The 22,893-nt window shown below is 63.4% G+C and carries 20 protein-coding genes; 14 read left to right on the forward strand and 6 right to left on the reverse strand.

What is annotated here, in order from left to right:
• Positions 1–57: 57 nt before the first annotated feature.
• The gene (locus tag ACODTZ_RS11680) at positions 58–1,152 is read right to left on the reverse strand and encodes a hypothetical protein (protein WP_209190512.1); all 1,095 of its coding nucleotides are present in this window, start codon (positions 1,150–1,152) and stop codon (positions 58–60) included.
• 113 nt (positions 1,153–1,265) lie between these two features.
• On the opposite strand from ACODTZ_RS11680, the gene ACODTZ_RS11685 reads away from it, so the two are divergent.
• The 3 genes from ACODTZ_RS11685 (at position 1,266) to ACODTZ_RS11695 (ending at position 3,714) form a co-directional block, all read left to right on the forward strand.
• Positions 1,266–1,850 (forward strand): nitroreductase family protein, encoded by a 585-nt coding sequence (locus ACODTZ_RS11685; RefSeq protein WP_489026215.1) that lies wholly within the window; start codon positions 1,266–1,268, stop codon positions 1,848–1,850.
• Entirely contained in the window at positions 1,850–2,452 is a 603-nt protein-coding gene (locus tag ACODTZ_RS11690) for a flavin reductase family protein (protein WP_489025868.1), read from the forward strand. Before ACODTZ_RS11685 ends, ACODTZ_RS11690 begins: the two co-directional genes overlap by 1 nt.
• 122 nt (positions 2,453–2,574) lie before the next feature.
• Positions 2,575–3,714 carry a DUF2336 domain-containing protein gene (locus tag ACODTZ_RS11695; RefSeq protein ID WP_489025870.1) on the forward strand — a complete coding sequence of 380 codons (1,140 nt, stop codon included), beginning with the start codon at positions 2,575–2,577 and terminating at the stop codon, positions 3,712–3,714.
• A 2-nt stretch (positions 3,715–3,716) separates the two neighbouring features.
• Here ACODTZ_RS11695 and ACODTZ_RS11700 read toward each other — a convergent pair whose 3' ends face one another.
• Together ACODTZ_RS11700 and ACODTZ_RS11705 are read right to left on the reverse strand one after the other, a co-directional pair.
• Positions 3,717–4,130 carry a hypothetical protein gene (locus tag ACODTZ_RS11700; RefSeq protein WP_489025872.1) on the reverse strand — a complete coding sequence of 138 codons (414 nt, stop codon included), beginning with the start codon at positions 4,128–4,130 and terminating at the stop codon, positions 3,717–3,719.
• A gap of 138 nt (positions 4,131–4,268) precedes the next feature.
• A complete protein-coding gene (locus ACODTZ_RS11705) occupies positions 4,269–5,438 on the reverse strand; it encodes an AI-2E family transporter (protein ID WP_489026217.1) in 1,170 nt (389 codons plus the stop codon).
• A 410-nt stretch (positions 5,439–5,848) separates the two neighbouring features.
• On the opposite strand from ACODTZ_RS11705, the gene ACODTZ_RS11710 reads away from it, so the two are divergent.
• Positions 5,849–6,472 (forward strand): GntR family transcriptional regulator, encoded by a 624-nt coding sequence (locus ACODTZ_RS11710; protein ID WP_489025873.1) that lies wholly within the window; start codon positions 5,849–5,851, stop codon positions 6,470–6,472.
• Complete coding sequence (locus ACODTZ_RS11715) at positions 6,469–6,930, forward strand: OsmC family protein (RefSeq protein ID WP_489025875.1); 462 nt, start codon at positions 6,469–6,471, stop codon at positions 6,928–6,930. The genes ACODTZ_RS11710 and ACODTZ_RS11715 overlap by 4 nt, the downstream gene beginning before the upstream one ends.
• Before the next feature lie 15 nt (positions 6,931–6,945).
• On the opposite strand, the gene parE is transcribed toward ACODTZ_RS11715, so the two are convergent.
• Positions 6,946–9,039: a DNA topoisomerase IV subunit B gene (gene parE / locus ACODTZ_RS11720; protein WP_489025877.1), complete on the reverse strand. Its 2,094-nt coding sequence runs from the start codon at positions 9,037–9,039 to the stop codon at positions 6,946–6,948.
• Positions 9,040–9,258: 219 nt separating this feature from the next.
• Between parE and ACODTZ_RS11725 the strand changes: the two genes are divergently transcribed.
• The 5 genes from ACODTZ_RS11725 (at position 9,259) to ACODTZ_RS11745 (ending at position 13,918) form a co-directional block, all read left to right on the forward strand.
• Positions 9,259–10,143 (forward strand): alpha/beta hydrolase, encoded by an 885-nt coding sequence (locus ACODTZ_RS11725; RefSeq protein ID WP_489025879.1) that lies wholly within the window; start codon positions 9,259–9,261, stop codon positions 10,141–10,143.
• Positions 10,144–10,303: 160 nt separating this feature from the next.
• Positions 10,304–11,074, forward strand: coding sequence for a triose-phosphate isomerase (tpiA, locus tag ACODTZ_RS11730; protein ID WP_112979765.1), 771 nt, complete (start codon positions 10,304–10,306; stop codon positions 11,072–11,074).
• Between the two features lie 106 nt (positions 11,075–11,180).
• Positions 11,181–11,732, forward strand: coding sequence for a preprotein translocase subunit SecG (secG, locus tag ACODTZ_RS11735; protein WP_047510429.1), 552 nt, complete (start codon positions 11,181–11,183; stop codon positions 11,730–11,732).
• A 183-nt stretch (positions 11,733–11,915) separates the two neighbouring features.
• On the forward strand, positions 11,916–13,544 hold the full coding sequence (gene pyrG, locus ACODTZ_RS11740) for a CTP synthase (protein ID WP_111561478.1): 1,629 nt from the start codon (positions 11,916–11,918) through the stop codon (positions 13,542–13,544).
• 170 nt (positions 13,545–13,714) lie between these two features.
• Positions 13,715–13,918: an antitoxin MazE family protein gene (locus ACODTZ_RS11745; RefSeq protein ID WP_489025881.1), complete on the forward strand. Its 204-nt coding sequence runs from the start codon at positions 13,715–13,717 to the stop codon at positions 13,916–13,918.
• Positions 13,919–14,033: 115 nt separating this feature from the next.
• On the opposite strand, the gene ACODTZ_RS11750 is transcribed toward ACODTZ_RS11745, so the two are convergent.
• Positions 14,034–15,746 (reverse strand): methyl-accepting chemotaxis protein, encoded by a 1,713-nt coding sequence (locus ACODTZ_RS11750; protein ID WP_489025883.1) that lies wholly within the window; start codon positions 15,744–15,746, stop codon positions 14,034–14,036.
• Positions 15,747–15,849: 103 nt separating this feature from the next.
• A complete protein-coding gene (locus ACODTZ_RS11755) occupies positions 15,850–16,938 on the reverse strand; it encodes a citrate synthase/methylcitrate synthase (protein WP_489025884.1) in 1,089 nt (362 codons plus the stop codon).
• Positions 16,939–17,023: 85 nt separating this feature from the next.
• Here ACODTZ_RS11755 and ACODTZ_RS11760 point away from each other — a divergent pair, with 85 nt between their 5' ends.
• The 4 genes from ACODTZ_RS11760 to ACODTZ_RS11775 all read left to right on the forward strand — a co-directional run bounded on the left by ACODTZ_RS11760 (position 17,024) and on the right by ACODTZ_RS11775 (position 22,716).
• Positions 17,024–18,166, forward strand: coding sequence for a citrate synthase (locus ACODTZ_RS11760; RefSeq protein ID WP_489025886.1), 1,143 nt, complete (start codon positions 17,024–17,026; stop codon positions 18,164–18,166).
• A 119-nt stretch (positions 18,167–18,285) separates the two neighbouring features.
• Complete coding sequence (locus tag ACODTZ_RS11765) at positions 18,286–18,831, forward strand: FecR domain-containing protein (protein WP_489025888.1); 546 nt, start codon at positions 18,286–18,288, stop codon at positions 18,829–18,831.
• A 6-nt stretch (positions 18,832–18,837) separates the two neighbouring features.
• A complete protein-coding gene (locus ACODTZ_RS11770; protein ID WP_489025890.1) occupies positions 18,838–20,697 on the forward strand; it encodes a CHASE2 domain-containing protein in 1,860 nt (619 codons plus the stop codon).
• Between the two features lie 96 nt (positions 20,698–20,793).
• Positions 20,794–22,716: a DEAD/DEAH box helicase gene (locus tag ACODTZ_RS11775; protein WP_489025892.1), complete on the forward strand. Its 1,923-nt coding sequence runs from the start codon at positions 20,794–20,796 to the stop codon at positions 22,714–22,716.
• The last annotated feature ends 177 nt before the right edge of the window (positions 22,717–22,893 follow it).

The raw sequence follows: 22,893 nt of genomic DNA on the forward strand, positions 1-22,893 counted from the left end.
GAAAACGCCCGGTCAGCAATGACCGGGCGTTTTGCGTTGATGGCGATGTAGGATGCGTCAGTCGGAGTCGACGCCACCTGCCGCGGCACCGCTCTGCAGCTGCTCGAACGAGGGTAGCGGCTGCGCGGCGTGCGATTGTTCCGTCGGCGTCTGCTGCTCCGGCGGCAGCTGCTGCAACGTCGTCGCGGCCGGTCCCTGGTCCGGCTGCACGTCCTTCATCAGGACTTCGACATCGGTGTTCTTGCCGGCCTCGACCTTGAACTCGCGCTGATAGATCTTGTCCTTGTTGCGCGCCACGGCGGAATATTCGCCTTCGGCAAGCACCATGGTCGGAAACGCGCTGACGCTTTCGCCGACGCTGTCGCCTGCGGCTGTCAGGATCGACCAGGCGGTATCGGCGATTGCCTCGCCGCCCTTGTCGGACACAAGCTTGAAGGTGATCTGCGCCGCCTTGTGCTGGATCGTCGCCTCGGTGAGCTTGCCCGCTTCCACCTGGATGTCGGCGCGCACCGACGCGTTGGTCTCGCCGTAATCTGAGACGACGTGATAGGTGCCGGCGTTGAGCCGTACGACTGTGTTCGGCGGCACATCGGCCATCACCAGACCACGCTCGCCGTCGTCGCGCACATCGGCGGAATAGATCGAGAAGCTCAGCTGATCCGGTCGGATTTTCACGTCCGATCCCGAGACAGCATTGAGCAGCAGCCCGCCGGCCTCCAGAACCATCGTCTGCTTTTCAAGCGCGCCGTCCTCGGGGACCGAGAGCTTGCGTGTCACGCCCGCGCGGCCGAAGGAAACGTTGACGAAATAATCGCCCGGCGCCAGCTGGAAATCGGCCGAACCGCCCTGGGAGCTGGCGATCAGCGGCAGCTTGCCGTCGCTGCCCGCGACCGGGCTGAATACATACCAGGAGAGCCCGTCCTTGACCGCATCGCCCGATGCCGTGAGCTTCGCCTCGAGCGCGACGGAATGCAGCTTCGCGCCCTGCGGCGTCGTGCCGGGCGCGATGAAGGCGTTCAGCTTGGGCATCTTCGTCGTGGTGTCGAGCTGCTTGAACTCCTTGAAGGCATCCTGCGCGCCGGCGCCGGCGGGGATCAAGGCAAGGAGGGCTACGGCAACACTCCAGCGCGCGTATGGCAAAATGCCGAGCATGTGTTTTGCGAACCAATTGACAACTGAAATGACAGAGGCCACTTCAAGACCAACCGGATGGCAAATTCAAGACCCATCCCCGATACCGCAGTGAAAATGAGAGTTTCTTGTCCATGAGATCCGATATCAAGCTGATCGACTACCTCGGCGTCCGCCGTTCCATCCCCGCCTTCCAGATGTCCGAGCCCGGTCCCGAAAAGCCCGAGATCGAGGAAATCCTGCGCCTTGCGTCGCGCGTGCCGGATCACGGCAAGCTCGCGCCCTGGCGTTTCATCGTCTATCGCGGCGAGGAGCGCGCCCGCATCGGCGAGGAGCTTCTGACGCTTGCGCTGGAAAAGAAGCCAGATCTCTCCGAGGAGATGATCCAGGTTGAGCGCAGCCGCTTCACGCGCGCACCCGTCGTCGTCGCGGTCGTCAGCAAGGCCGGCCCGCACATCAAGATCCCGGAATGGGAGCAGCTGATGTCGGCGGGCGCCGTCTGCCTCAACATCATCTTCGCGGCCAACGCCCATGGCTGGGTCGCCAACTGGCTGACCGAGTGGTTCGCCTATGATGAGCGCGCCTATCCGCTGCTGGGCGTCGAGGAAGGCGAAAAGGTCGCCGGCTTCATCCACATGGGCTCGACGACGTTCCCGCCCGTCGAGCGCCCGCGCCCCGAGCTTTCCGAGACGGTCACCTGGGTCGGCGGGGAAGGCTGATGTTCTACACGACGGATGAAAACCGGCACGGCCTTGCGCACGATCCCTTCAAGGCGATCGTGTCGCCAAGGCCGATCGGCTGGATCGGCAGCAAGGGCAGGGATGGCACGCTCAATCTCGCGCCATATTCGTTCTTCAATGCCGTGTCGGATCGTCCGAAGCTCGTGATGTTCTCATCGAGCGGCCGCAAGGACAGCTACCGCAACGCCAGCGAAACCGGCGAATTCACCTGCAATTTCGTGAGCCGCAACCTGATCGACAAGATGAACATGTCCTCGGCCGCCGTCGCCTACGACGTCGACGAGTTCGCATTGTCAGGGTTGACTCCCAAGCAGGGTGAACTCGTCGATGCGCCCTATGTGGCCGAAGCCTTCGCGGTTCTGGAGTGCAAGGTTACCGAGATCATCGAGCCGAAGTCGCTGAGCGGCGAGCCGTCGGAGAACGTCATGATCTTCGGCCAGGTCGTCGGTATCCATATCGACGAGGCGATCCTGCGCGATGGCCGCATCGACATGGGGCTAGCAAGACCCGTCGCGCGCCTCGGCTACATGGACTACAGCGAAAGCAGCGACGTGTTCGAGCTCTTCCGACCCAAGGCCTGACCGTCCGTCAGTGCTGCTGAACGGTTAAAGTATATGGTGAACCAATCATAAACTTTTTGCCGCTACCGTCATCCTCAACACTTGGGGTGTGAGAGAATCGCACTTGAGGATTGGGGTTCGCAGTGATCGTAGAGGCATTTCTTCGTTGGGTTGAGACTGCCAAGGCTGGAGACCGGGCGAGGGCGGCGAGCGCGCTCGGCCGGGCCTACTTGCAGTCTGAAATGTCTCTGGAAGAGCGCAAGGCCGCCGAGATGGCCATGACCTTCCTGCTCGACGACCCGTCGCCGAAGGTTCGCCTTGCCATGGCCGAAGCCATCGCCTGGTCGCCGGATGCGCCTCGCGCCATCGTCCTGTCTCTGGCTGGTGACCAGGCCGAGATCGCCTGCCACGCTATCACCTTCTCGCCGCTTCTGTCGGACGCGGACCTCGTCGATCTTGCCGCGCGCGGCAGCGCCGTTACCCGCATGCTGATCGCCGCCCGCTCCAGCATCTCGCGCTCGGTCGCAGCCGCGCTTGCCGAGATCGGCGGCGCGGAAGACGTGCTGTGCCTGCTTGAAAACGAAGGCGCCGCAATCGCCCCGCAGGCGCTGAAGCGCATTGCCGAACGGCTGGGCGACGACTGTGAAGTCCGCAACCTCCTGCTCGATCGCCCGGACCTGCCGGCCGATGCCCGCCAACTCTTGACGCAGCATGTCAGCGACGCCCTGATCAATCTGCCGCTGGCGCAGGCCGCGATTGGCACCGGTCGGCTGCAGCGCGTGGCCCGCGAGGCGACGGAAACCGCGATCGTCGCCATCGCCGGCGAAATAACGCCGCGCGAGGTTGCCGATCTGGTCGAGCATCTGCGCGTCAGCGGACGCCTGACGCCATCCTTCCTCATGCACACGCTCTGCTCCGGCAAGATCGAGTTCTTCGCCGGCGCCATCGTCAATCTGACCGGCTGCGACGAGCGGCGGGTGCGTTCTATCCTGGCGACCGGCCGCATGCACGCGGTGCGCGCGCTTTATGAATCCGCTGGTCTCGCCCGCGACATCAGCGTGATCTTCGTCGAAGCCACCTTGCTGTGGCGCGAGGCGTCGAAATCCACATCAGGCACGATGCTTGCCAATGTCTGCGGCCGGCTGTTGCAGAGTTTCCGCAGCCGTAACACCACGCATGGCTCGGTGCAGGAGCTGCTTGAAATGGTCGAGAAGCTGCATGTCGCCGAGCAGCGACAGTCGGCACGCGGCTACGCCTACATGACAGCGCTCGCTGCCGCTTGAGGCTAATTGCTCAAGCGCCTGACCACCCAGGAATAGCTTCCTGAGACGAAGTGCACGGGCGTTGCGAGCGCGGATTTCATCGAATGGCCAGAGGGAAGGTGCGTGCGTACCTCTGCCGCCATTCTGGACGCTAGCCCGGAAACCCCGGTCTCCGGCTTTTCCTCGGTAACGGCAGGCGCTGGTACCGGTGCTGCGGCGACCACCTTGGGTTCCGGCGGCAATGGCGGATGCGGCGGCTCGCAGACGGCGATGACCGTCGGGTAGCTGATGCTCGAATAATGCTTCAACTGCCGTTCGGAATCGGCATCGCACATCGCCACCGTCTCAAAGTGCTTTCCCACCGTCGCCACGTAATTGCACTGCGTGACCGAGTCGTTGCATCCGAGGATGGTCATGGCGATGAGGACAGCTTGCATGGGTGCGCTTTCGATATTGAACCGCTCCCCTTAGACGCAGCAATTTCAACCAAATGAAGGCCGCTTTCCGGCATCCATGCGGAGCAAGATTACAATCAGGAAAGGTGACGCCGTATCAGCCTTCTGCGACGGGTCCGATCAGCCTTCGGCCACTCTGGGCGGTGGCGGAGCCTGCTCGTCGATCAGCACCTGCGGACCGAGATCGGGCTTTTCGGCCGTGCGCACCTCATGCATCCACTCGCGCCAGATTGCCACCAGAAGCGCCATCAGCACCGGGCCGATGAAAAGCCCGAGGAAGCCCATGGTCTTCACGCCGCCGATCAGACCGAAGAAGGTCGGCAGGAACGGCAGCTTGATCGGGCCGCCCACGAGCTTGGGGCGCAGTGTCTTGTCGACGATGAAGAGTTCGACGGTACCCCAGACGAACAGGCTGACGCCGGTAACGGGCGAGCCGCTGGCAAGCAGGTACAGCGACACCAGCGTGAACGACAGCGGCGCGCCGCCGGGGATCAGCGCCATGATGCCGGTGATGACGCCAAGCGTCACGGGCGAGGGCACGCCGGCGACCCAATAGGCGACACCGAGCACGATGCCTTCGCCGATGGCGATCAGCGTCATGCCCATCACGGTCGAGCTGATCGTGGCAGGTACCACGCGCGAAATCCGCTCCCAGCGGTTGGGCAGGATGCGTTCGCCGAGCATGTCGATCTGGCGGGAGAAATCCGCGCCGTCGCGATAGACGAAGAACAGTGCGATCAGCATGAAGAGCAGCGTCAGCAGCAGATGGAAAGCACCGCCACCGGCTGCGAGCACCGCGCGATAGATATTGCCGATATGCGCGCCGCTGACCGCCTGGATCACTTCGCCCATGCTGCCGGGGCTGCCGATATATTTGACCCAGAGCTCATCGAGGTAGGGCCCGACAAATGGAAACGCCGAAATCCATTGCGGCGTCGGTTCGCCAAAGCGGTTCACATGGATCAGCCACCCGACCCATTCGCGCACTTCGCCCGTGGTATAGGTGACGGCAAGCACGATCGGGGTGATGAGAAAGGTGACGATGAGTATGATCGCGATGGTCGCCGCGACCGTCGTGTTGCCACCGACCCTTTGCAGCAGCCGACGGTAAAGCGGCCAGCTTGCAAAGCCGATCACCAGTGCGGCAAGCACCGGCACGACGAAGCCGTAGAAGAAATAGACGCCGGCGGCCACGACGAGGATCAGAAGCCAGCGCGCCGCGGAGATCGAAGGGATGAGCGGCGTACGTGCGGGAGAGGATGGACCGATCCACCGCGACTCGCGCTGCATATTGTTGTTCGGAAGGCTCACGTCGTCCTTTTCCCCCTTATTTCACCTAAGGATATGGGCCATGCATCCTTTGCACGCAAGCGCCATCACCGATTTAAGCCCGATGACGCCCCCGCCGCCGGTCCATCGGCCTGATCCGCAGGCTTCATAACCTTACATCACGCAATCATTAAGACAGAAACCCTTCGACATCCTTGTCATGGATCACGCTCGGTCTGCACGGTTGGCGATTTTCGCCGAGATCGCGCCTGTTTCGACCGATATTGAAACGAACTGGCGTGATCTGACGGAAATGTGATCCCGCAATTTTGGCTGCCGCACGCCCGCGAAGCTTCAGCCGATTTCCGTCGGCCGACCCAATCCCACAACAGGCTCTTGCAGCGGTGATACGTCCCGACTACATTGGATCCATGGATACAAATGGAATCATCACATCGCTTCGGCGCGATATCGAAGCTGGACATCTCGGCGCCGGCACGGTGCTCAAACAGGAACAGCTGGCGGAACGCTTCGGCGTCAGCCGCCAGCCCATTCGGCAGGCGCTGGACAGGCTGTTGGCATCCGGTCTTCTGGTGCGCCGACCGGATCGCAGCCTTGCCGTGTCGGGTCTCGACGAGGAGCAGGCGCGTGAGCTTGCCGAAATTCGCTTGTCGTTGGAGACGACCGCGCTGCTGGCCTCGATCGAGGCGCTTACGGACAGCGATCTGCGCAAGGCGCGACGGCTGAACGAGGATCTGCTCGACGAAGAAGACCCGCAACAGCTCGAGGAACTAGACCTCGCGTTTCACCGCACCCTCTACGGCCGCTGCGGCAATGCGAGATTGCTCGAAATGATCGACACCTTCCGCCGTGAATCGCGTCGGGCCTATGCGCGGCAACCGAAAGGCTCCGAGGCCCGCCCGACGCTTTATGGTGAGCATCAGGCGATCATCGAGGCATGCGCCACGCGAGACGCCGATCTGGCGCGCGAGGCGCTTTCGCAACATCTGAAATTGACGACCGCAAGGCTTACCCGCGAAGGAGAAAAGGAATGACGACGTTTTCGGCACAGGTGGCGTGGAAGCTGGGCGAGGGTAGCTTTATCGACGGGCGCTACAGCCGTGGTCACAACTGGACCTTTGACGGCGGCATCACGGTGCCAGCCTCCGCATCGCCGCACAATGTGCCTTTGCCCTATGCAGTCGAAGAGAATGTCGATCCGGAGGAAGCCTATGTGGCAGCGCTCTCCAGCTGCCACATGCTGTTCTATCTCTGGATTGCCTCGAAAAAGCGCATCGGCATCGACAGCTATGTCGATGATGCGGTCGGCGTCATGGAGAAAGTCGATGGCCGGATGATGGTCAGCCGCGTCGAACTGCGCCCGAAGGTCGGCTACCCCGGTGAAGTTCCAAGCCGTGAGCTCGAGGAACAGATGCACCATCAGGCGCACGAACTCTGCTTCCTCGCCAATTCGGTGAAGACGGTGATCGAGATCAGGCTCGACCGAGCCTGATCCTAAACCTCGACGTCAGATGTCGAGGTTTTCCGCGAATGCAGCTCGATCCTGGATGAAGCGGAAACGGGCTTCCGGCTTTGTGCCCATGAGATCGTCGACCGCCGTGCGCGTGCCCTCGAAATCCACCTCGTCGATCAGCACGCGCAGCATGGTGCGCTTGCTCGGATCCATGGTGGTTTCCTTGAGCTGCGCCGGCAGCATTTCGCCGAGACCTTTGAAGCGGCTGATCTCGACCTTCGCCTTGCCCTTGAACTCCGTCTCCATCAGCTCGGCGCGGTGACGGTCGTCACGCGCATAGGCCGACTTCGCACCCTGGGTGATCTTGTAGAGCGGCGGGACGGCGAGGAAGAGGTGGCCGCCGCGCACGAGCTCGGGCATCTCCTGATAGAAGAAGGTGATGAGCAGCGATGCGATATGCGCGCCGTCGACGTCGGCATCGGTCATGACGATGATGCGTTCGTAGCGAAGATCTTCCTCGCGGTATTTCGAGCGCGTGCCGCAGCCGAGCGCCTGGACGAGATCGGAGAGCTGCTGGTTGGCGCCAAGCTTCTCGCGGCCGGCGCTGGCGACGTTGAGAATCTTGCCGCGCAGCGGCAGGATCGCCTGGTTGGCGCGGTTGCGCGCCTGCTTGGCGGAGCCACCTGCCGAATCCCCTTCGACGATGAAGAGCTCGGCGCCCTGGGCAGTGTTCTGCGAGCAATCGGCGAGCTTGCCGGGCAGGCGCAGCTTGCGCACGGCGGTCTTGCGGTTGACTTCCTTTTCTTTGCGGCGGCGCAGGCGCTCCTCGGCGCGCTCGATCACCCAGTCGAGCAGCTTGGCCGTCTCGTTCGGGTTGTCGGCGAGATAGTGGTCGAAGGGGTCGCGCAGCGCGTTTTCGACGATGCGCTGGGCTTCGACGGTCGCAAGCTTGTCCTTTGTCTGGCCGACGAATTCCGGTTCGCGGATGAACACCGAGAGCATGCCGACGGCCGAGATCATCACGTCGTCGGTGGTGATCTGCGCGGCCCGCTTGTTCTGCGTCAGCTCGCCATAGGCTTTCAGGCCCTTGGTCAGCGCGATGCGCAGGCCGGCCTCGTGCGTGCCGCCTTCGGGTGTCGGAATGGTGTTGCAATAGGAGTGAACCTGCGGATCGCCGCCGTACCAGGTGATCGCCCATTCGAGCGAACCATGGCCGCTTGTCTTCTCCGTCTTGCCGGCGAAGATCTCGCGGGTGACGGTGAACTCCTTGCCCATCGTCGCCTGCAGATAGTCCTTCAGGCCGCCGGGGAAGTGGAAGACCGCCTTGTCGGGGATCTCACCGCCTTCTTGCACAACGCCCGGGTCGCAGCTCCAGCGGATTTCGACGCCGCCAAACAGATAGGCCTTGGAGCGGGCCATGCGGAACACGCGGCCGGCATCGAACTTGGCGTGATCGCCGAAAATCTGCGGATCGGGATGGAAGCGAACGCGCGTGCCGCGGCGATTGTGGACGTCGCCCAGTTCTTCCAGGCCACCCTGCGGGATGCCGCGCGAAAAGCGCTGGCGGTAGAGCTTGCGATTGCGCGCAACCTCGACTTCGAGAACATCCGAGAGCGCGTTGACGACGGAAACGCCGACGCCGTGCAAACCACCGGATGTCTCGTAGGCCTTGCCGTCGAACTTACCGCCGGCATGCAGCTTGGTCATGATGACTTCGAGCGTCGACTTGCCGGGAACCTGCGGGTGGTTCTCGACCGGAATACCGCGCCCGTTGTCGCTGACGGTGAGGAAGCCCATCGCGTCGAGATGCACTTCGATGAAGTTGGCATGGCCGGCCACCGCTTCGTCCATCGAGTTGTCGATGACTTCGGCGAAGAGGTGGTGCAGCGCCTTCTCGTCGGTGCCGCCGATATACATGCCAGGACGCATGCGCACCGGTTCAAGGCCCTCGAGAACGCGGATCGAAGACGCGCCGTAATCCTCGGACGTGGAATTCGTCGGCGGCGCCTGCCGTGGCGCGGCACTGGCGGCAACGCTCGGCGCAGCCGAAGCGGCGACGGGCGCTGGGGCTGCCGCGGCCGGCTTTGGCGCATCCTCCTGCTTCTTGGTCAGGGGCATTCCGGAAAAGAGGTCGTTGCTATCGTCCATGGAGCCGTTCAGATCTTCATCTTGTCGTGGGGTGGCCGCTTGCGCTTGAGCCTGACCCAAAATCACCGCAATTCATGTCACGTTTGCGAATCAGGCAGAGTCTGCCAGAAAGCACCTCGATACGCGACGCCACCTCATCGGGCGGACTTTCATTAAGAAATGATTTGCGTCCTGGGTCGCCGAATGGCAAGCGGCCAGACGCCTCAGGGAACCTTGCGCATGCGAATGTCCACAAGTCATTGCATAACTATCACAGCAATTGCGGCCTTTTTCATGGTCGCATCGGCTGATCTCAGTGCTGCCGACACCTTGCCACCCTTCAAGGATGACCTGTTTTCCGCGCAGACGACGCTTCAGACCGGCAATGGCGGCGCTTTCGATGTCGTCGATTACGACGAGATGCGCGATATCAACGGCCGCGACCAGATCCCGGAAAAGCGCACGCAGCAGAAATACGTCTCGCTCGGCATCCGCAAGCTCCAGAATAACGAAACGCTGTCGCTCGACGGCGTCAAGCTGGACGTCGCGAGGGTAGGGCCGAGCGCCGGTGCAGCCTTCACGGTCATCTTCATCCACGGCCGCGACGGCGACCGCCGCCTCGGCGTCAACGACTACACCTTCGGCGGCAATTTCAACCGGCTGAAAAACCTCGTCGCCGGCAATGGCGGCGTCTACTACGCGCCGTCGGTCAAGACCTTCGATAGCGATGGCGTGACCGCCGTCGCCGGTCTCATCCGCTACGCCAGCGCCCAGGCGCCGGGCCGGCCGATCATCCTCACCTGCGCCTCCATGGGCAGCCAGATCTGCTGGGGCGCAACGCGCGACGCCGAGACGGTCAAGCGCCTCAAGGGCATGGTCATCATGAGTGGCGTCGCTGATCCCGATTTTACGAAGAGCGCATTCTACAAGGCCAAGCTGCCGCTCTGGTTTGCCCACGGCAGCCGCGACCCGACCTACGCCGCCGCCGACCAGCAGGCGCTGTTCGAAACGCTGATCAAATCGCGCTACCCGACGCATTTCACGCTGTACCAGACGGGCAATCATGGGACACCGATCCGCATGATCGATTGGCGCCAGACGCTGAACTGGATCCTGGCCTCCTAGAATTGAGGGGGCTAGCCATAGTTTAGGCAACACGGCTGACAAATTTTAAGCATTTGCGCCGCAAAACGCCGCAATTTCCCTTACGTAAGCGTCCCAAACCTTTTCATTGCCGCATGCTTTTGCTAAGGCCCGTGCTGACGGAGAAATGGGGAAGGCCGGCATGACACCTGACGTGCGACCGCTTGTGGCGGGAAACTGGAAAATGAACGGCACGCGTGCCTCGCTGGATCAGATCAAGGCGATCGCTTCGGGTGTCCAGGGTCCTCTTTCCAACAAGGTGGAAGCGCTGATTTGCCCGCCGGCGACGCTGCTTTACGTGGCGACCGCGCTCTGCACCGACAGCCCGCTCGCCATCGGCGCGCAGGATTGCCACCAGAACCCCGAAGGCGCCCATACTGGCGATATCTCGGCTGAAATGATCGCCGATTGCTTCGGCACCTATGTCATCGTCGGCCATTCCGAACGCCGCACCGATCATGCCGAAACCGACCATCTGGTACGCGCCAAGGCGGAAGCCGCCGCTGCCGCTGACCTGACGGCTATCGTCTGCATCGGCGAGACAGCCGCCGAGCGTCAGGCCGGCCAGGCGCTCGATATCATCAAGCGGCAGCTGTCGGCCTCCGTGCCGGAGAACGCCACGCCGGAGACCACAGTCATTGCTTACGAGCCCGTCTGGGCGATCGGCACCGGTGTCACGCCGACCGTCGAGGACGTCGAGAAGGCGCATGCCTTCATGCGCGCCGAGCTTGTCGCCCGCTTCGGCGACAACGGTCGCAAGTTCCGCATCCTCTATGGCGGCTCGGTCAAGCCGGGCAACGCCAGGGAATTGATGGGCGTCGCCAATGTCGACGGCGCGCTGATCGGCGGCGCGAGCTTGAAAGCAACCGATTTCCTCGCCATCTACGGCGCATACGAGGCGTTGCTCTCTTGAGATGCGTGTATATTCCGGGCTGAAGGGCTTGGAATAGCGGATCACCTCATGTAAAGAGCGCCAGAATTTTACTTTATGCCCGCTTCGCGCCGGCAGGACTGGACCCATGCAGACCGTATTGATTGTCATTCATCTCATGATCGTGCTGGCGCTTGTCGGCGTTGTGCTTATCCAGCGCTCCGAAGGCGGTGGCCTCGGTATCGGCGGCGGTTCGGGCTTCATGTCGGCGCGCGGCACGGCCAATGCGCTGACCCGCACGACGGCGATCCTCGCAGCACTCTTCTTCATCACCTCGCTCGGCCTCGGCGTATTGAACCGCTACGAAAGCCGTCCGACGGATATCCTGAACCGCATTCCGGCAACGAGCGGGCAGGGCAACGGCATTCTCGATTCGCTCGGCGGCCAGCAGCAGAACGGTGCCGCCGCTCCGGCTGCACCTGCGGCTCCTGCCGGCAACGGCGTTCCGACCGGCGGCGACGCACCTGCTGCTCCGGCCGCTCAGGCTCCTGCCGCGACCGCTCCGGCTGCCCCTGCAGCCACCGCACCGGCTCCCGCCGCGACCACGCCGGCCCCGGCAGCGACTGAAACTGCTCCGGCAGCACCGCAGGCCACCACGCCTGCCGCTCCGGCACCGGCGACTGCTCCCAGCGGGCAGTAAGCCGAACGACGCATAAACCGCCGGCAGGCCCCAGGGTCTGCCGGTTTTCTTTTGTCCAGATGTCACCGCACAGCGATCGCGCGGCAAGCGCGAGAAGAATGCTGTTAAATTAGAGCCCTAAAATTCAGGAAATGAATTTTAGGGCTGGTGGAATCGTTTTTGAAAAGGTAACCGGTAGCTCCCATGGCGCGATACGTATTCATCACTGGCGGCGTGGTTTCCTCTCTCGGTAAAGGAATTGCGGCCGCCGCTCTCGGAGCGTTGCTGCAGGCCCGTGGTTACCGGGTGCGGCTGCGCAAACTCGACCCCTATTTGAACGTGGATCCGGGCACTATGAGCCCGACCCAGCACGGCGAAGTCTTCGTCACCGACGATGGCGCGGAAACCGATCTCGATCTTGGCCACTACGAGCGCTTCACCGGCCGCTCGGCCACCAAGACCGACAACATCACCACCGGCCGCATCTACAAGAACATCATCGACAAGGAACGCCGTGGCGACTACCTCGGCGCGACCGTGCAGGTCATCCCGCACGTCACCAACGAGATCAAGGATTTCGTGATCGAGGGCAATGACGAGTACGACTTCGTCATCTGTGAAATCGGCGGCACCGTCGGCGATATCGAAGCGATGCCCTTCATGGAAGCCATCCGCCAGCTCGGCAACGACCTGCCGCGCGGCACGGCCGTCTACGTCCACCTGACGCTGATGCCCTATATCCCGGCAGCCGGCGAGCTGAAGACCAAGCCGACCCAGCATTCCGTCAAGGAACTGCAGGCGCTCGGCATTCACCCCGACATCCTGCTGGTGCGCGCCGATCGCGAAATCCCGGAAGCCGAGCGCCGCAAGCTCTCGCTGTTCTGTAACGTCCGCGAGAGCGCAGTCATCCAGGCGCTTGACGTCGCCAACATCTACGACGTGCCGATCGCCTACCACAAGGAAGGCCTCGACAACGAAGTTCTGGCCGCCTTCGGCATCGAGCCGGCACCGAAGCCGCGTCTCGATTCCTGGGAAGAGGTCTGCAATCGCATCCGCACGCCTGAGGGCGAGGTCACGATCGCGATCGTCGGCAAGTACACCGGCCTCAAGGACGCCTACAAGTCGCTGATCGAAGCGCTGCATCATGGCGGCATCGCCAACCGCGTGAAGGTCAATCTCGAGTGGATCGAATCGGAAGTCTTCGAAAAGGAAGACCCGGCGCCCTATCTAGAAAAGGTCCATGGCATTCTCGTGCCCGGCGGTTTCGGCGAGCGTGGCTCGGAAGGCAAGATCCTTGCTGCCCAGTTCGCCCGTGAGCGCAACGTTCCCTATTTCGGCATCTGCTTCGGCATGCAGATGGCAGTCGTCGAAGCGGCCCGTCATCTGGCCGGCATCGAGAAGGCCTCGTCGACCGAGTTCGGCAAGACCGACGAGCCGGTGGTCGGCCTGATGACCGAATGGGTCAAGGGCAACGAGCTGCAGAAGCGCAACGCGGCCGGCGACCTCGGCGGCACCATGCGCCTCGGCGCCTACAAGGCGGCGCTCAAGAAGGACACCAAGATCGCCGAGATCTACGGCTCGACCGACATCTCCGAGCGCCACCGCCACCGCTACGAAGTCAACATCGACTACAAGGACCGTCTGGAAAACTGCGGCCTCGTCTTCTCCGGCATGTCGCCGGATGGCGTGTTGCCGGAAACGGTCGAATACCCTGACCATCCCTGGTTCATCGGCGTCCAGTACCACCCGGAACTGAAGTCCCGCCCGCTCGAACCGCACCCGCTGTTCAAGAGCTTCATCGAAGCGGCAACCGAGCAGAGCCGGTTGGTTTAAGACATAGTTGCAAGACGATAGAAAAGGCCGCTTTCGAGAGCGGCCTTTTTGCTTTTCTGGTCAGGGACTTGGGTTGGCTAAGGATCCTGTGACAAGCACGGAAATGAGTGCGGAGTGGACGAAGTTAACGCTTAGCCGTAGGGTAAGCTCAACGAGCTCAGGAGCCGACGATGGTGTCTGTAGTGCGTAAGAGGCGTGAAGCGTCCAAGGTGGCCGGGATGCGCCCCATCCGGATTTGGGTGCCTGACACACGGCAGCCCGGCTTCGCTGAGGAGTGCCGCCGCCAATCACTCCTAGTAGCGGAAGCGGATAGGGCCGATACCGACCTCGGATCCTTTATGAATGACGCACTTACCGACCTCGATCACAAATAATGAGGCGCGGTGATTTCGTTGCGGAGCCACCGCATGGACGTTCCCAAAACAACAAAAGCCGCCGACATCCAACGATGCGGCGGCTCTTTCATTCCCAAATCTGCGATCCGCCGCCTCAGGCCGCGCGCTGTCCCCGAACCGGAGCAGCGGCTTGCGTCCCCTGATCGCGGATCATGCCGCGCCGGTTGAGCTTGAAGTGGTTGACCAACTCGGCCAGCAGCGCCGCACCCGATGCGAGCTCCGAGCTGATACCGGTGGTGCGCTCCACCATGCCGGCGTTCTGTTGTGTCATCCGGTCGATCTGCGAGACGGCGTTGTTGATCTCCGAGAGGCCGGTCGATTGCTCGGCGGCGGCGGTCGCCAGCGCGGTCATGTTGGTGTCGATCGATTCGACGAAGGTTTCGATTTCGTTGAGCGCCGTGCCGGTCGCGTCGACGAGGCGAACGCCTTCGTTGACTTCCTTGCCGGAATTCTCGATCAGACCCTTGATCTCCTTGGCGGCCTTGGCCGAACGCTGCGCCAGTTCGCGCACTTCCTGGGCGACGACGGCAAAGCCCTTGCCGGCTTCGCCCGCACGCGCTGCCTCGACACCTGCGTTCAGCGCCAGAAGGTTGGTCTGGAAGGCGATCTCGTCGATGACGCCGATGATCTGGCCAATCTCCTGCGACGCCGAGGCGATCCGCTGCATGGCGGTGATCGTCTCGCGCACGACTGCGGCGGAGGTCGAGGCCGAGGCACGGGCGCTCTGCACCAGCTTGCGCGTCGCCTGCGTGTTCTCGGTCGAGGACTTGACCGTCGCCGTCACCGTTTCAAGCGCGGCGGACGTCTCCTCGAGCGAGACCGCCTGTTCCCTTGTCCGCGCGGAGAGCTGTTCGGCGGCGTCGCGCATTTCCTGGCTGTTGCCGTTCAGCGCGTTGGTCTGCTGCAGGACCTTCACCAGCGTTGCCTGGAACGCGCCGATCGAAGTGTTGAAATCGCGGCGCAAGGTCTCGAATTCGCCGACGAACGGCTCGTCGATGGTCTGGCGGATATTGCACTCGGAGAGACGAGCGAGGCCGGCGCCGAGATCGTTGACGACCTTCATCCGCTCGGTGACATCGGTCGCGAATTTCACGACCTTGAAGACGCGGCCCGACGCATCGAGGATCGGATTGTACGACGCCTGGATATAGATCTCGCGCCCGCCCTTTGCGATCCGCTTGAACTGATCGGCCGCGAACTCGCCGGCCGCCAGTCTCGCCCAGAAGGCCCTGTATTCGGCGGAGCGGCTGTAATCCGCCTCGCAGAACATCGCGTGATGCTTGCCGACGATTTCGGACAAGGAATAGCCGAGCGTCGCCAGAAAATTCTCGTTGGCGGTGATGATGTTGCCTTCAGGCGTGAACTCGATCACCGCCTGTGCTCGTGAGAGCGCTTCGAGCTTGCCCTTGTCTTCGGCTGCCTGCTTCTTGGCGGCGGTGATGTCGGTCGCGAACTTCATCACCTTGTATGGCTTGTTGCCGCGATAGATCGGATTGTACGTCGCCTCGATCCAGATCTCGCGGCCACCCTTGGCGATCCGTCTATACTGGCGCTGGTCGAACTTGCCTTCGCCGAGACGCGCCCAGAAATCCGCATAATCCCTAGAGTTCGCCTCGGCCGGATCGACGAACATCCGGTGATGCTTGCCGACGATCTCGCTGAGCTCGTAGCCGACCGCCTTGCAGAAATTCTCGTTGGCCGTCAGAATCTTTCCGGTGAGGTCGAATTCGATGATTGCCTGCGACTTGTTCAACGCGTCCAGCACAGCGCTGCTGGAGGAGCCGATGCTTGATAGAAATCCGACCATGGACAAACCCCGATATGCCAAGCGTGTCAAAATGCACGCCGGGCAAATCTATGGGATTTGAGTAAATATTCGCTAAATCTCTATTAGTGTTGAGTTTTTCGAATTATGCGACCTTTGGTAGAGGGCCGGTATAGATCGAGCGGGGGCGGATCAATCGGCCGTTGAGTGCCTGCTCCCGGGCATGGGCGATCCAGCCCACAGTGCGCCCGATTGCGAAGACGCCGGTAAAGGCCTGCCGCTCGAAACCAAGCGATTCGAGAAGCAGCGCGGTGTAGAACTCGACATTGACGTCGAGCGGCCGATCCGGCTTCCGCTCCTTGAGGATGGCAAGAGCGGCGCGCTCGACTGACGCTGCGAGCGTCATCCGTTCACGATCGACCTGGCCGGAGCGGACCAGAGGCGAGAGCGCATTCTTCAGCGCGTCGGCCCTCGGATCGCGAACACGATAAATCCGGTGCCCGAACCCCATCAGCCGCTCTCCGCGATCAAGTGCTGATGTCAGCCATGCATGGGCGTTGGCTTCGGTTCCGATCGCATCCAGCATGTCAAGCACAGGGCCGGGCGCGCCGCCGTGAAGCGGTCCTTTCAGGGCGCCGATGGCGGCCAGCACCGAGGATGTCAGGCCCGCCTGGGTGGAGGCGACGACGCGCGAGGCGAAGGTCGAGGCGTTCAATCCATGATCCGAGATCGTCACCAGATAGGCGTCCAGCGCCGCCGTCTGCTCCGCGCTCGGCATCCTGTCGGTCAACATGCGCAATATGTCCGCCGACTGCGACAGCGACGCATCCGGCGCCACCGGCCCCTGGCCGGCCTGCAGCCTGAGGATGGCGGGCAGCAACACGGCGGGCGCTGCCATCAGGTGCAGAGCCGTATCGAAATCCTGACCGTCGGCAAGGCGTGCGATCATCGCGCGCATGGCATCGACGGGCGGGAGCGCCAGAAGCCCTTCGTCCAGATGCGTGATGTGCGAATAGAGCTCGATCCTCGCGGCCCCCAGCAGCGACCGCAGTGTGATCGCGCTGACCGGACGTTCCATCAGTCCGTCGAGCAGCAATGCTGCGACACCCTCATATGTCTCACGGGGAACGAGGTCGTCCAGCGAGACGCCGCGTATCACCAGGCGTCCGCGTTCACCGTCCACATCGGACAGTTGGGTTTCCGCTGCAATCACATCTTCCAAGCCGTTCTTCATTGCGTTTCTCCTTTACGCCAGAAAGGATCGGACCTAGACAGATTGACGTCAATCTTGATGAATAAGATCAATGTAAGAGGCTCGCATGACGTGGCTGACGGCCGAGGAAGCGTTGGAACGGCTCGGCACGAAGCCGCAAACGCTCTACGCCAATGTCAGTCGCGGTCGCATCCGTGCGAAGCCTGATACCGCCGACAGCCGCCGCAGCCTCTACCATTCGGGGGACGTCGCGCGTCTCGCCAAGCGTCATGCCGGCAGACGAAAGGCGGAGGCGATAGCCGCCGAGACGATCGACTGGGGCGAGCCGGTCCTGCCGACCGCGATTTCGACGATCGCGGATGGCCGGCTTTGCTATCGTGGCCGCGAGGCGGTCGCCTTGTCCGAACGGGCGACGTTCGAGCAGGTAGCGGCGTTGTTGTGGGACAGCCCGGCAGCGAAATGCCCGCCAGTCGAATTGTCCGCAGACGAGCCATCAAGGATATCAGGCGCTTTCGTCTTGCTGGCGAGGAGGGCGGCGGCGGATCTGCCGGCTTTGGGCCGCGCGCCCGCCGCGTTGAAATCGGAAGCAGGGCAGGTGCTTGCCACTGTGGCAGCGGCGCTTGCTCCGAGCCAGATGTTCGACTTGCCGCTGCACGAGCGCCTCGCACGCAGTTGGGATCGGCCGGAGGCGGCTGAGCCGATCAGGCGGGCACTCGTGCTTACCGCCGAGCATGAACTCAACGTCTCTGCATTCGCGGCGCGCGTCACCGCTTCGTCGGGCGCTTCACTGGCCGCCGCCACGCTATCCGGCCTTTCGACGCTGACCGGCCCTCGCCATGGCGGTGCCTGGCAGGGCGCCGTGCGGCTGATGGAGTTGTCGCGGGAAATCGGTGCTCGCGAGGCGATCAGGACGATGTTGGCGACGGAAGGCGTGGTGCGGGCCTTTGGCCATAAGCTCTATCCTGACGGCGATCCGCGTGCCGCAGCGATCATGCGTTCGTTCGAGATGCCGCCGCGTTACGCCGAGATTGCCGCTCTCGGCGCCGAGCTGTTGGGCGAGCCTGCGAATATCGATTTCGCGCTGGCGGCGATGGCCGGGCATTTCGATCTTCCCGACGACGCGCCGCTTGTCATCTTCGCGCTTTCCCGCACCGCCGGCTGGCTCGCGCACGCCATCGAGCAGGTGACCAGTGGAACTATGATCCGCCCGCGTGCCCGCTATATCGGACCATCGCCGGAGGCGATTTGATGGAACGCGGGATGGTCTCATCGCCTGTGTAACTGCCGCCAAGCGCATTGCGGTGCCGGGCGCGGCAGGGTTAGAGTGCGCTATTCGGTCGTGGGCGGAAATTGCTACAGGGGGATATCATGGAGACAGTATCGTACGGTCGTCCTTGTCTGGCCACCGCCATCGCCGCGACGACACTGCTTTGGGCGGGGCTCTGGGCTGGCTTGGCATCGGCGCAGTCCGCCGGCTGCACGCTTGAACGCGTCGCCGGCACGGCGCGGCAGATCATGCGCTGCGCCGATGGCGTGACCGTCACCGCCGAAGGTGGCGCGCGCTTCCAGCTTCTCGACAGCAACGGCGACGGTCGCCCCGATTCGGTGTCGCTGCGCAACAAGGCGGTCCTTGTCGATGTTGATAGCGCCAGACGCAATGGCGGCTTCCAGGTAGTCACACCGCAGGCGATCGCCGCCGTGCGCGGCACGCGCTGGGCCGTTGATGTCAAGAACGGCACGACATCGGTCTTCGTCGTGCGTGGGCGTGTGGCAGTGGGCCGGCCATCGGCGGGGCCGAGGGTCGTGCTGGCGCCGGGCGAGGGCGTGGACGTGTCGCGCACGAGCGGCGCGCTCACTGTTCGGCGCTGGCCGCAGCCGCGCGCGGCGGCGCTTCTTGCGCGGCTGGGCCAGTAGTCGCCCATGCAGGCCAGACGGCTTTTGATCACCATATCGCTGATCGCGGCCGCCCTTTGGGGCGGCGCGCTCGGCTATCTCCACATGCAGGGCAATGCCGGCTTTCTCGACCGGATGGAAGCATCGCTGGCCGACCTCAGGAGCCATCTCATTGGCCCAGACAGCGCGCCTTCGGTCGTCACCATCGTCGCGATCGATGACCAGACGGCAAGCGCCAATGGATATCCGCTGAGCAGGGCAACGCTCGCGCGGCTGGTGGAAACAATCGGCGCGCTGAAGCCGAAGGTCATCGCGCTCGACCTGCTTCTGGTCGATCCCGGACCCGAGGACGGTGACCAGGCGCTAGCCGATGCGCTGAAGGGCGTACCAACAGTCATCGCCGCGGCAGGCGTCTTCCCGTCAAGTCTTCAGTCGGTGACATCGAGTGCCGAGGATCCGCTCGCCACCATTCCGGTGGCAGACCGGATGATGCTGCCGATTGCCCGTTTCGCCGATTCCGCGGCGATCGGCGTCGTCAACGTGTCGACCGATCAGGGCGGAACGCCGCGCTACATTCCGCTGATCTCGCGCGGTGCGCAGCGGGTCGATGCCTCGTTTCCCTTGCGGGTGGCATCGGTGGCGCTTGGCGTCAATCCGGCGTTCACGCCGGCGGCCCTTGCGCTGGGCGAACTGCGCCTTCCAACCGATATCGGCCAGCGTTTGCCGCTGACCTTCTACGGACCGCGCGGAACGATCCCCACCTTCAGCGCCGCCGATGCGCTTGCCGGCAAGATCGACGCCAAGATGGTCGAGGGCAGGGTGGTCGTGATCGGCTCGACGGTAACCGGCGGCGGCGACGTCTTTCCGACGCCGTTCGATCCGGTGCTTCCCGGTGTCGAGGTCATGTCCACGGCCATCACCCGGCTGATTGCGGGCGACAACATCGTGCGCGACGGCAACGTGCGCTCATTCGATGCGCTGCTCGGCGTTGCCCTGCCGGTGCTGATCATCAGCCTGCTCGGCTGGCGCCGCAGCGCGGTCGCCTATAGCGCCATCGCAGCCGCCGTGCTGGCGTGGCTGACATTCAACATTGTCGCTTTCTCGCATGGCTATTGGTTCAGCGCCGCGCTGCCGATCGCCGCGACCTTGCCGCCGGTGCTGTTGTTCGGCGCCATGGAGCTGTGGCTCGATCGCCGCCGCGCCACGCATTTCGCCGCTCAAAGCGACCTGCTGCAGCGAATCGAGGCGCCGGGCCTCGGCGAATGGCTGGCGCGCGATCCGACTTTCCTGTCACGGCCGGTGCGTCAGGAAGCCGCGGCCGTGTTCGTCGACCTGTCGGGCTTCACCGGATTGAGCGAGGCGATAGGTGCTGCGCGCGTGCAGGAGGTGCTGAGCGGCTTCTTCGAACTAGTCGATGACGAGGCGCGCGCCCATGGCGGCGCGATCACCAGTTTCATGGGCGATGGCGCGATGATCCTCTTCGGCCTCCCGCGTCCGGCCGATAACGACGCCTTGCGGGCGGCCGCCTGCGCCGTTGGGCTCGGCAATCGCCTGAGGGCCTGGCTTGCAGCAGATCCCGGGGTTTCCGACCGCAAGATCGGCTTCAAGGTCGGCGCCCATTGCGGCACGGTCGTCGCCTCGCGGCTTGGCACCGGCACACGCCAGCAGATCACCGCGACCGGCGATACCGTCAACGTCGCAAGCCGCCTCATGGAAGTGGCGGCAAGCCACGGTTTCGAGCTCGCGCTCAGCGCCGCCTTGATGGGCGCGGCGGGCACCGGGGCAGCGCCCAACCATCAAGGGCATATCGAAGGGCCGGTCTCAGCCAGGATCAGAGGCCGCGCCGAAAGCATCGATGTCTTCTTGTGGCGCGGACATCCGCTTTGACATTTGTCGTTTGACGCAGTAGGAACAGCCCAACTTTTCAACCGGCAAGTTCCGGACGGCGCACCGTGCGCCCGATTATTCCGAAAGACAGACAAAATGACAGAGATAAGCGGCGTCGTTCCGGCGATCGGCAAGGCGTTGGCGAAGCGCGGTTATTCCGAGCTCACCCCCGTTCAGCAATCCATGCTCGATCCGGCGCTTGCCGCATCCGACGCGCTGGTGTCGGCGCAGACCGGCTCCGGCAAGACGGTCGCCTTTGGCCTTGCCATGGCGCCGACCCTGCTTGGCGACGACGATCGCTTCGAGCCGGCCGCCACCCCGCTGGCGCTCGTCATCGCGCCGACCCGCGAGCTTGCGCTGCAGGTCAAGCGCGAGCTGGAATGGCTCTATGAGCTGACCGGCGCCGTCATCGTCAGCTGCGTCGGCGGCATGGACATCCGCAGCGAGCGCCGTGCGCTCGAGCGTGGCGCCCACATCGTCGTTGGTACGCCCGGTCGTCTCTGCGACCACATTCGCCGCCGCGCGCTCGACATGTCCGATCTGAAGGCCGTCGTGCTCGACGAAGCCGACGAGATGCTCGACCTGGGCTTCCGTGAAGACCTCGAATTCATTCTTGACGCGTCCCCGGACGATCGCCGTACGCTGATGTTCTCGGCAACCGTGCCGGCCGCTATCGCCAAGCTCGCCAAGAGCTACCAGAAGAACGCGGTGCGCATCGCCACCACGACGGAAGAAAAGCAGCACGTCGATATCGAATACCGTGCGCTCGCCGTCGCCCCGAGCGACCGCGAGAACGCCATCATCAACGTCCTCCGCTACTACGAGGCGACCAACGCCATCGTCTTCTGCTCGACCCGTGCGGCCGTCAACCATCTGACCGCCCGCTTCCATAACCGCAATTTCGACGTCGTCGCGCTCTCGGGCGAACTGACTCAGAACGAGCGCAGCCACGCGCTGCAGGCGATGCGCGATGGCCGCGCCCGCGTCTGCATCGCGACCGACGTCGCCGCCCGCGGCATCGACCTTCCGGGCCTCGATCTCGTCATCCATGCCGACCTGCCGACCAATCCGGAAACCCTGCTGCACCGTTCGGGCCGTACCGGCCGCGCCGGTCGCAAGGGTGTCAGCGCCATGATCGTGCCGCTCAACGCCCGCCGCAAGGCCGAACGTCTGCTCGACAATGCCGGCATCGCCGCCACCTGGGCGCTGCCGCCGTCGGCCGAGGAAGTCATTGCCCGCGACGAGGAACGCCTGCTCGCCGATCCGATCTTCGAGGAGGCTCCGCGCGAGGAAGAGCAGGACATCGTCAAGCGCCTGCTCGACGCGCATGGCGCCGAGAAGCTCGCCAATGCCTTCGTCAATCTTTACCGCGCCAAGCAGTCGGCGCCGGAAGATCTGATGGAGATCAGCCTGCAGGCCGGTCCGCGCAAGGCGCGCGACAACGCCGATGGCCCGCGCGACACCAGCCCACGCGGCCCGCGCGACGATTTCGGCCCCAGCGTCTGGTTCTCGCTGTCGGTCGGCCGCAAGCAGAACGCCGAGCCGCGCTGGCTGATCCCGATGATCTGCCGCAACGGCAACCTGACCAAGCGCGAGATCGGCGCCATCAAGATGCAGCCGGAAGAGACCTTCGTCGAGATCGCAGCCGGCAGCGCCGATGCCTTCCTTGCAGCTACCGGTCCGAACAAGACGATGGAACGCGGCATCCGCGTCAGCCGTCTGCCTGGCACGCCGGAATTCGGTCGTCAGGATTACGGCAAGCCCGATTTCAACAAGTCGGGCCCCAAGCCTTACGCCGCCAAGAAGAGCTACGACGATCGCCCGCGCGACGGCGGCTTCAAGAAGGGACCACGCAGCGATGCGGCTCCATCCGGCGAGCGCGACAGCAAGCCGTGGAGCAAGCCCGGCAAGCCTAAGTTCGAAGGTAAGCCCAAGTTCGAGGGCAAGCCGAAATACGAAGGCAAGCCGAAGTTCGACGGCAACGGCCCGAAGCCGAAATTCTCCAAGAAGAAGGGCTGAGGCCCAAAGTGTGACGGCGAGGATCGCATGCGCCGCCAGTCGTTCGGATCGTCCTGATTTTCAGGGCGCCACTCGACCTGGCAGCCATGCCTCGCCGTTTCTCATATCAAGCAATCGCGAAAATTGACCTCGCGATTGCTGATCCGGACCGGGTGATCGATGCATGATGAGACCGAG

The organism is Rhizobium sp. FG113, assembly GCF_057809895.1.

Excerpts from the sequence above, each read along its gene's own strand:
- ACODTZ_RS11680 (WP_209190512.1), bottom strand. The coding sequence starts at position 1,152 with ATGCTCGGCATTTTGCCATACGCGCGCTGGAGTGTTGCCGTAGCCCTC.
- ACODTZ_RS11685 (WP_489026215.1), top strand. The coding sequence starts at position 1,266 with ATGAGATCCGATATCAAGCTGATCGACTACCTCGGCGTCCGCCGTTCC.
- ACODTZ_RS11690 (WP_489025868.1), top strand. The coding sequence starts at position 1,850 with ATGTTCTACACGACGGATGAAAACCGGCACGGCCTTGCGCACGATCCC.
- ACODTZ_RS11700 (WP_489025872.1), bottom strand. The coding sequence starts at position 4,130 with ATGCAAGCTGTCCTCATCGCCATGACCATCCTCGGATGCAACGACTCG.
- ACODTZ_RS11705 (WP_489026217.1), bottom strand. The coding sequence starts at position 5,438 with ATGCAGCGCGAGTCGCGGTGGATCGGTCCATCCTCTCCCGCACGTACG.
- ACODTZ_RS11710 (WP_489025873.1), top strand. The coding sequence starts at position 5,849 with ATGGATACAAATGGAATCATCACATCGCTTCGGCGCGATATCGAAGCT.
- ACODTZ_RS11715 (WP_489025875.1), top strand. The coding sequence starts at position 6,469 with ATGACGACGTTTTCGGCACAGGTGGCGTGGAAGCTGGGCGAGGGTAGC.
- parE (WP_489025877.1), bottom strand. The coding sequence starts at position 9,039 with ATGGACGATAGCAACGACCTCTTTTCCGGAATGCCCCTGACCAAGAAG.
- ACODTZ_RS11725 (WP_489025879.1), top strand. The coding sequence starts at position 9,259 with ATGCGAATGTCCACAAGTCATTGCATAACTATCACAGCAATTGCGGCC.
- tpiA (WP_112979765.1), top strand. The coding sequence starts at position 10,304 with ATGACACCTGACGTGCGACCGCTTGTGGCGGGAAACTGGAAAATGAAC.
- secG (WP_047510429.1), top strand. The coding sequence starts at position 11,181 with ATGCAGACCGTATTGATTGTCATTCATCTCATGATCGTGCTGGCGCTT.
- pyrG (WP_111561478.1), top strand. The coding sequence starts at position 11,916 with ATGGCGCGATACGTATTCATCACTGGCGGCGTGGTTTCCTCTCTCGGT.
- ACODTZ_RS11745 (WP_489025881.1), top strand. The coding sequence starts at position 13,715 with ATGGTGTCTGTAGTGCGTAAGAGGCGTGAAGCGTCCAAGGTGGCCGGG.
- ACODTZ_RS11750 (WP_489025883.1), bottom strand. The coding sequence starts at position 15,746 with ATGGTCGGATTTCTATCAAGCATCGGCTCCTCCAGCAGCGCTGTGCTG.
- ACODTZ_RS11755 (WP_489025884.1), bottom strand. The coding sequence starts at position 16,938 with ATGAAGAACGGCTTGGAAGATGTGATTGCAGCGGAAACCCAACTGTCC.
- ACODTZ_RS11760 (WP_489025886.1), top strand. The coding sequence starts at position 17,024 with ATGACGTGGCTGACGGCCGAGGAAGCGTTGGAACGGCTCGGCACGAAG.
- ACODTZ_RS11765 (WP_489025888.1), top strand. The coding sequence starts at position 18,286 with ATGGAGACAGTATCGTACGGTCGTCCTTGTCTGGCCACCGCCATCGCC.
- ACODTZ_RS11770 (WP_489025890.1), top strand. The coding sequence starts at position 18,838 with ATGCAGGCCAGACGGCTTTTGATCACCATATCGCTGATCGCGGCCGCC.
- ACODTZ_RS11775 (WP_489025892.1), top strand. The coding sequence starts at position 20,794 with ATGACAGAGATAAGCGGCGTCGTTCCGGCGATCGGCAAGGCGTTGGCG.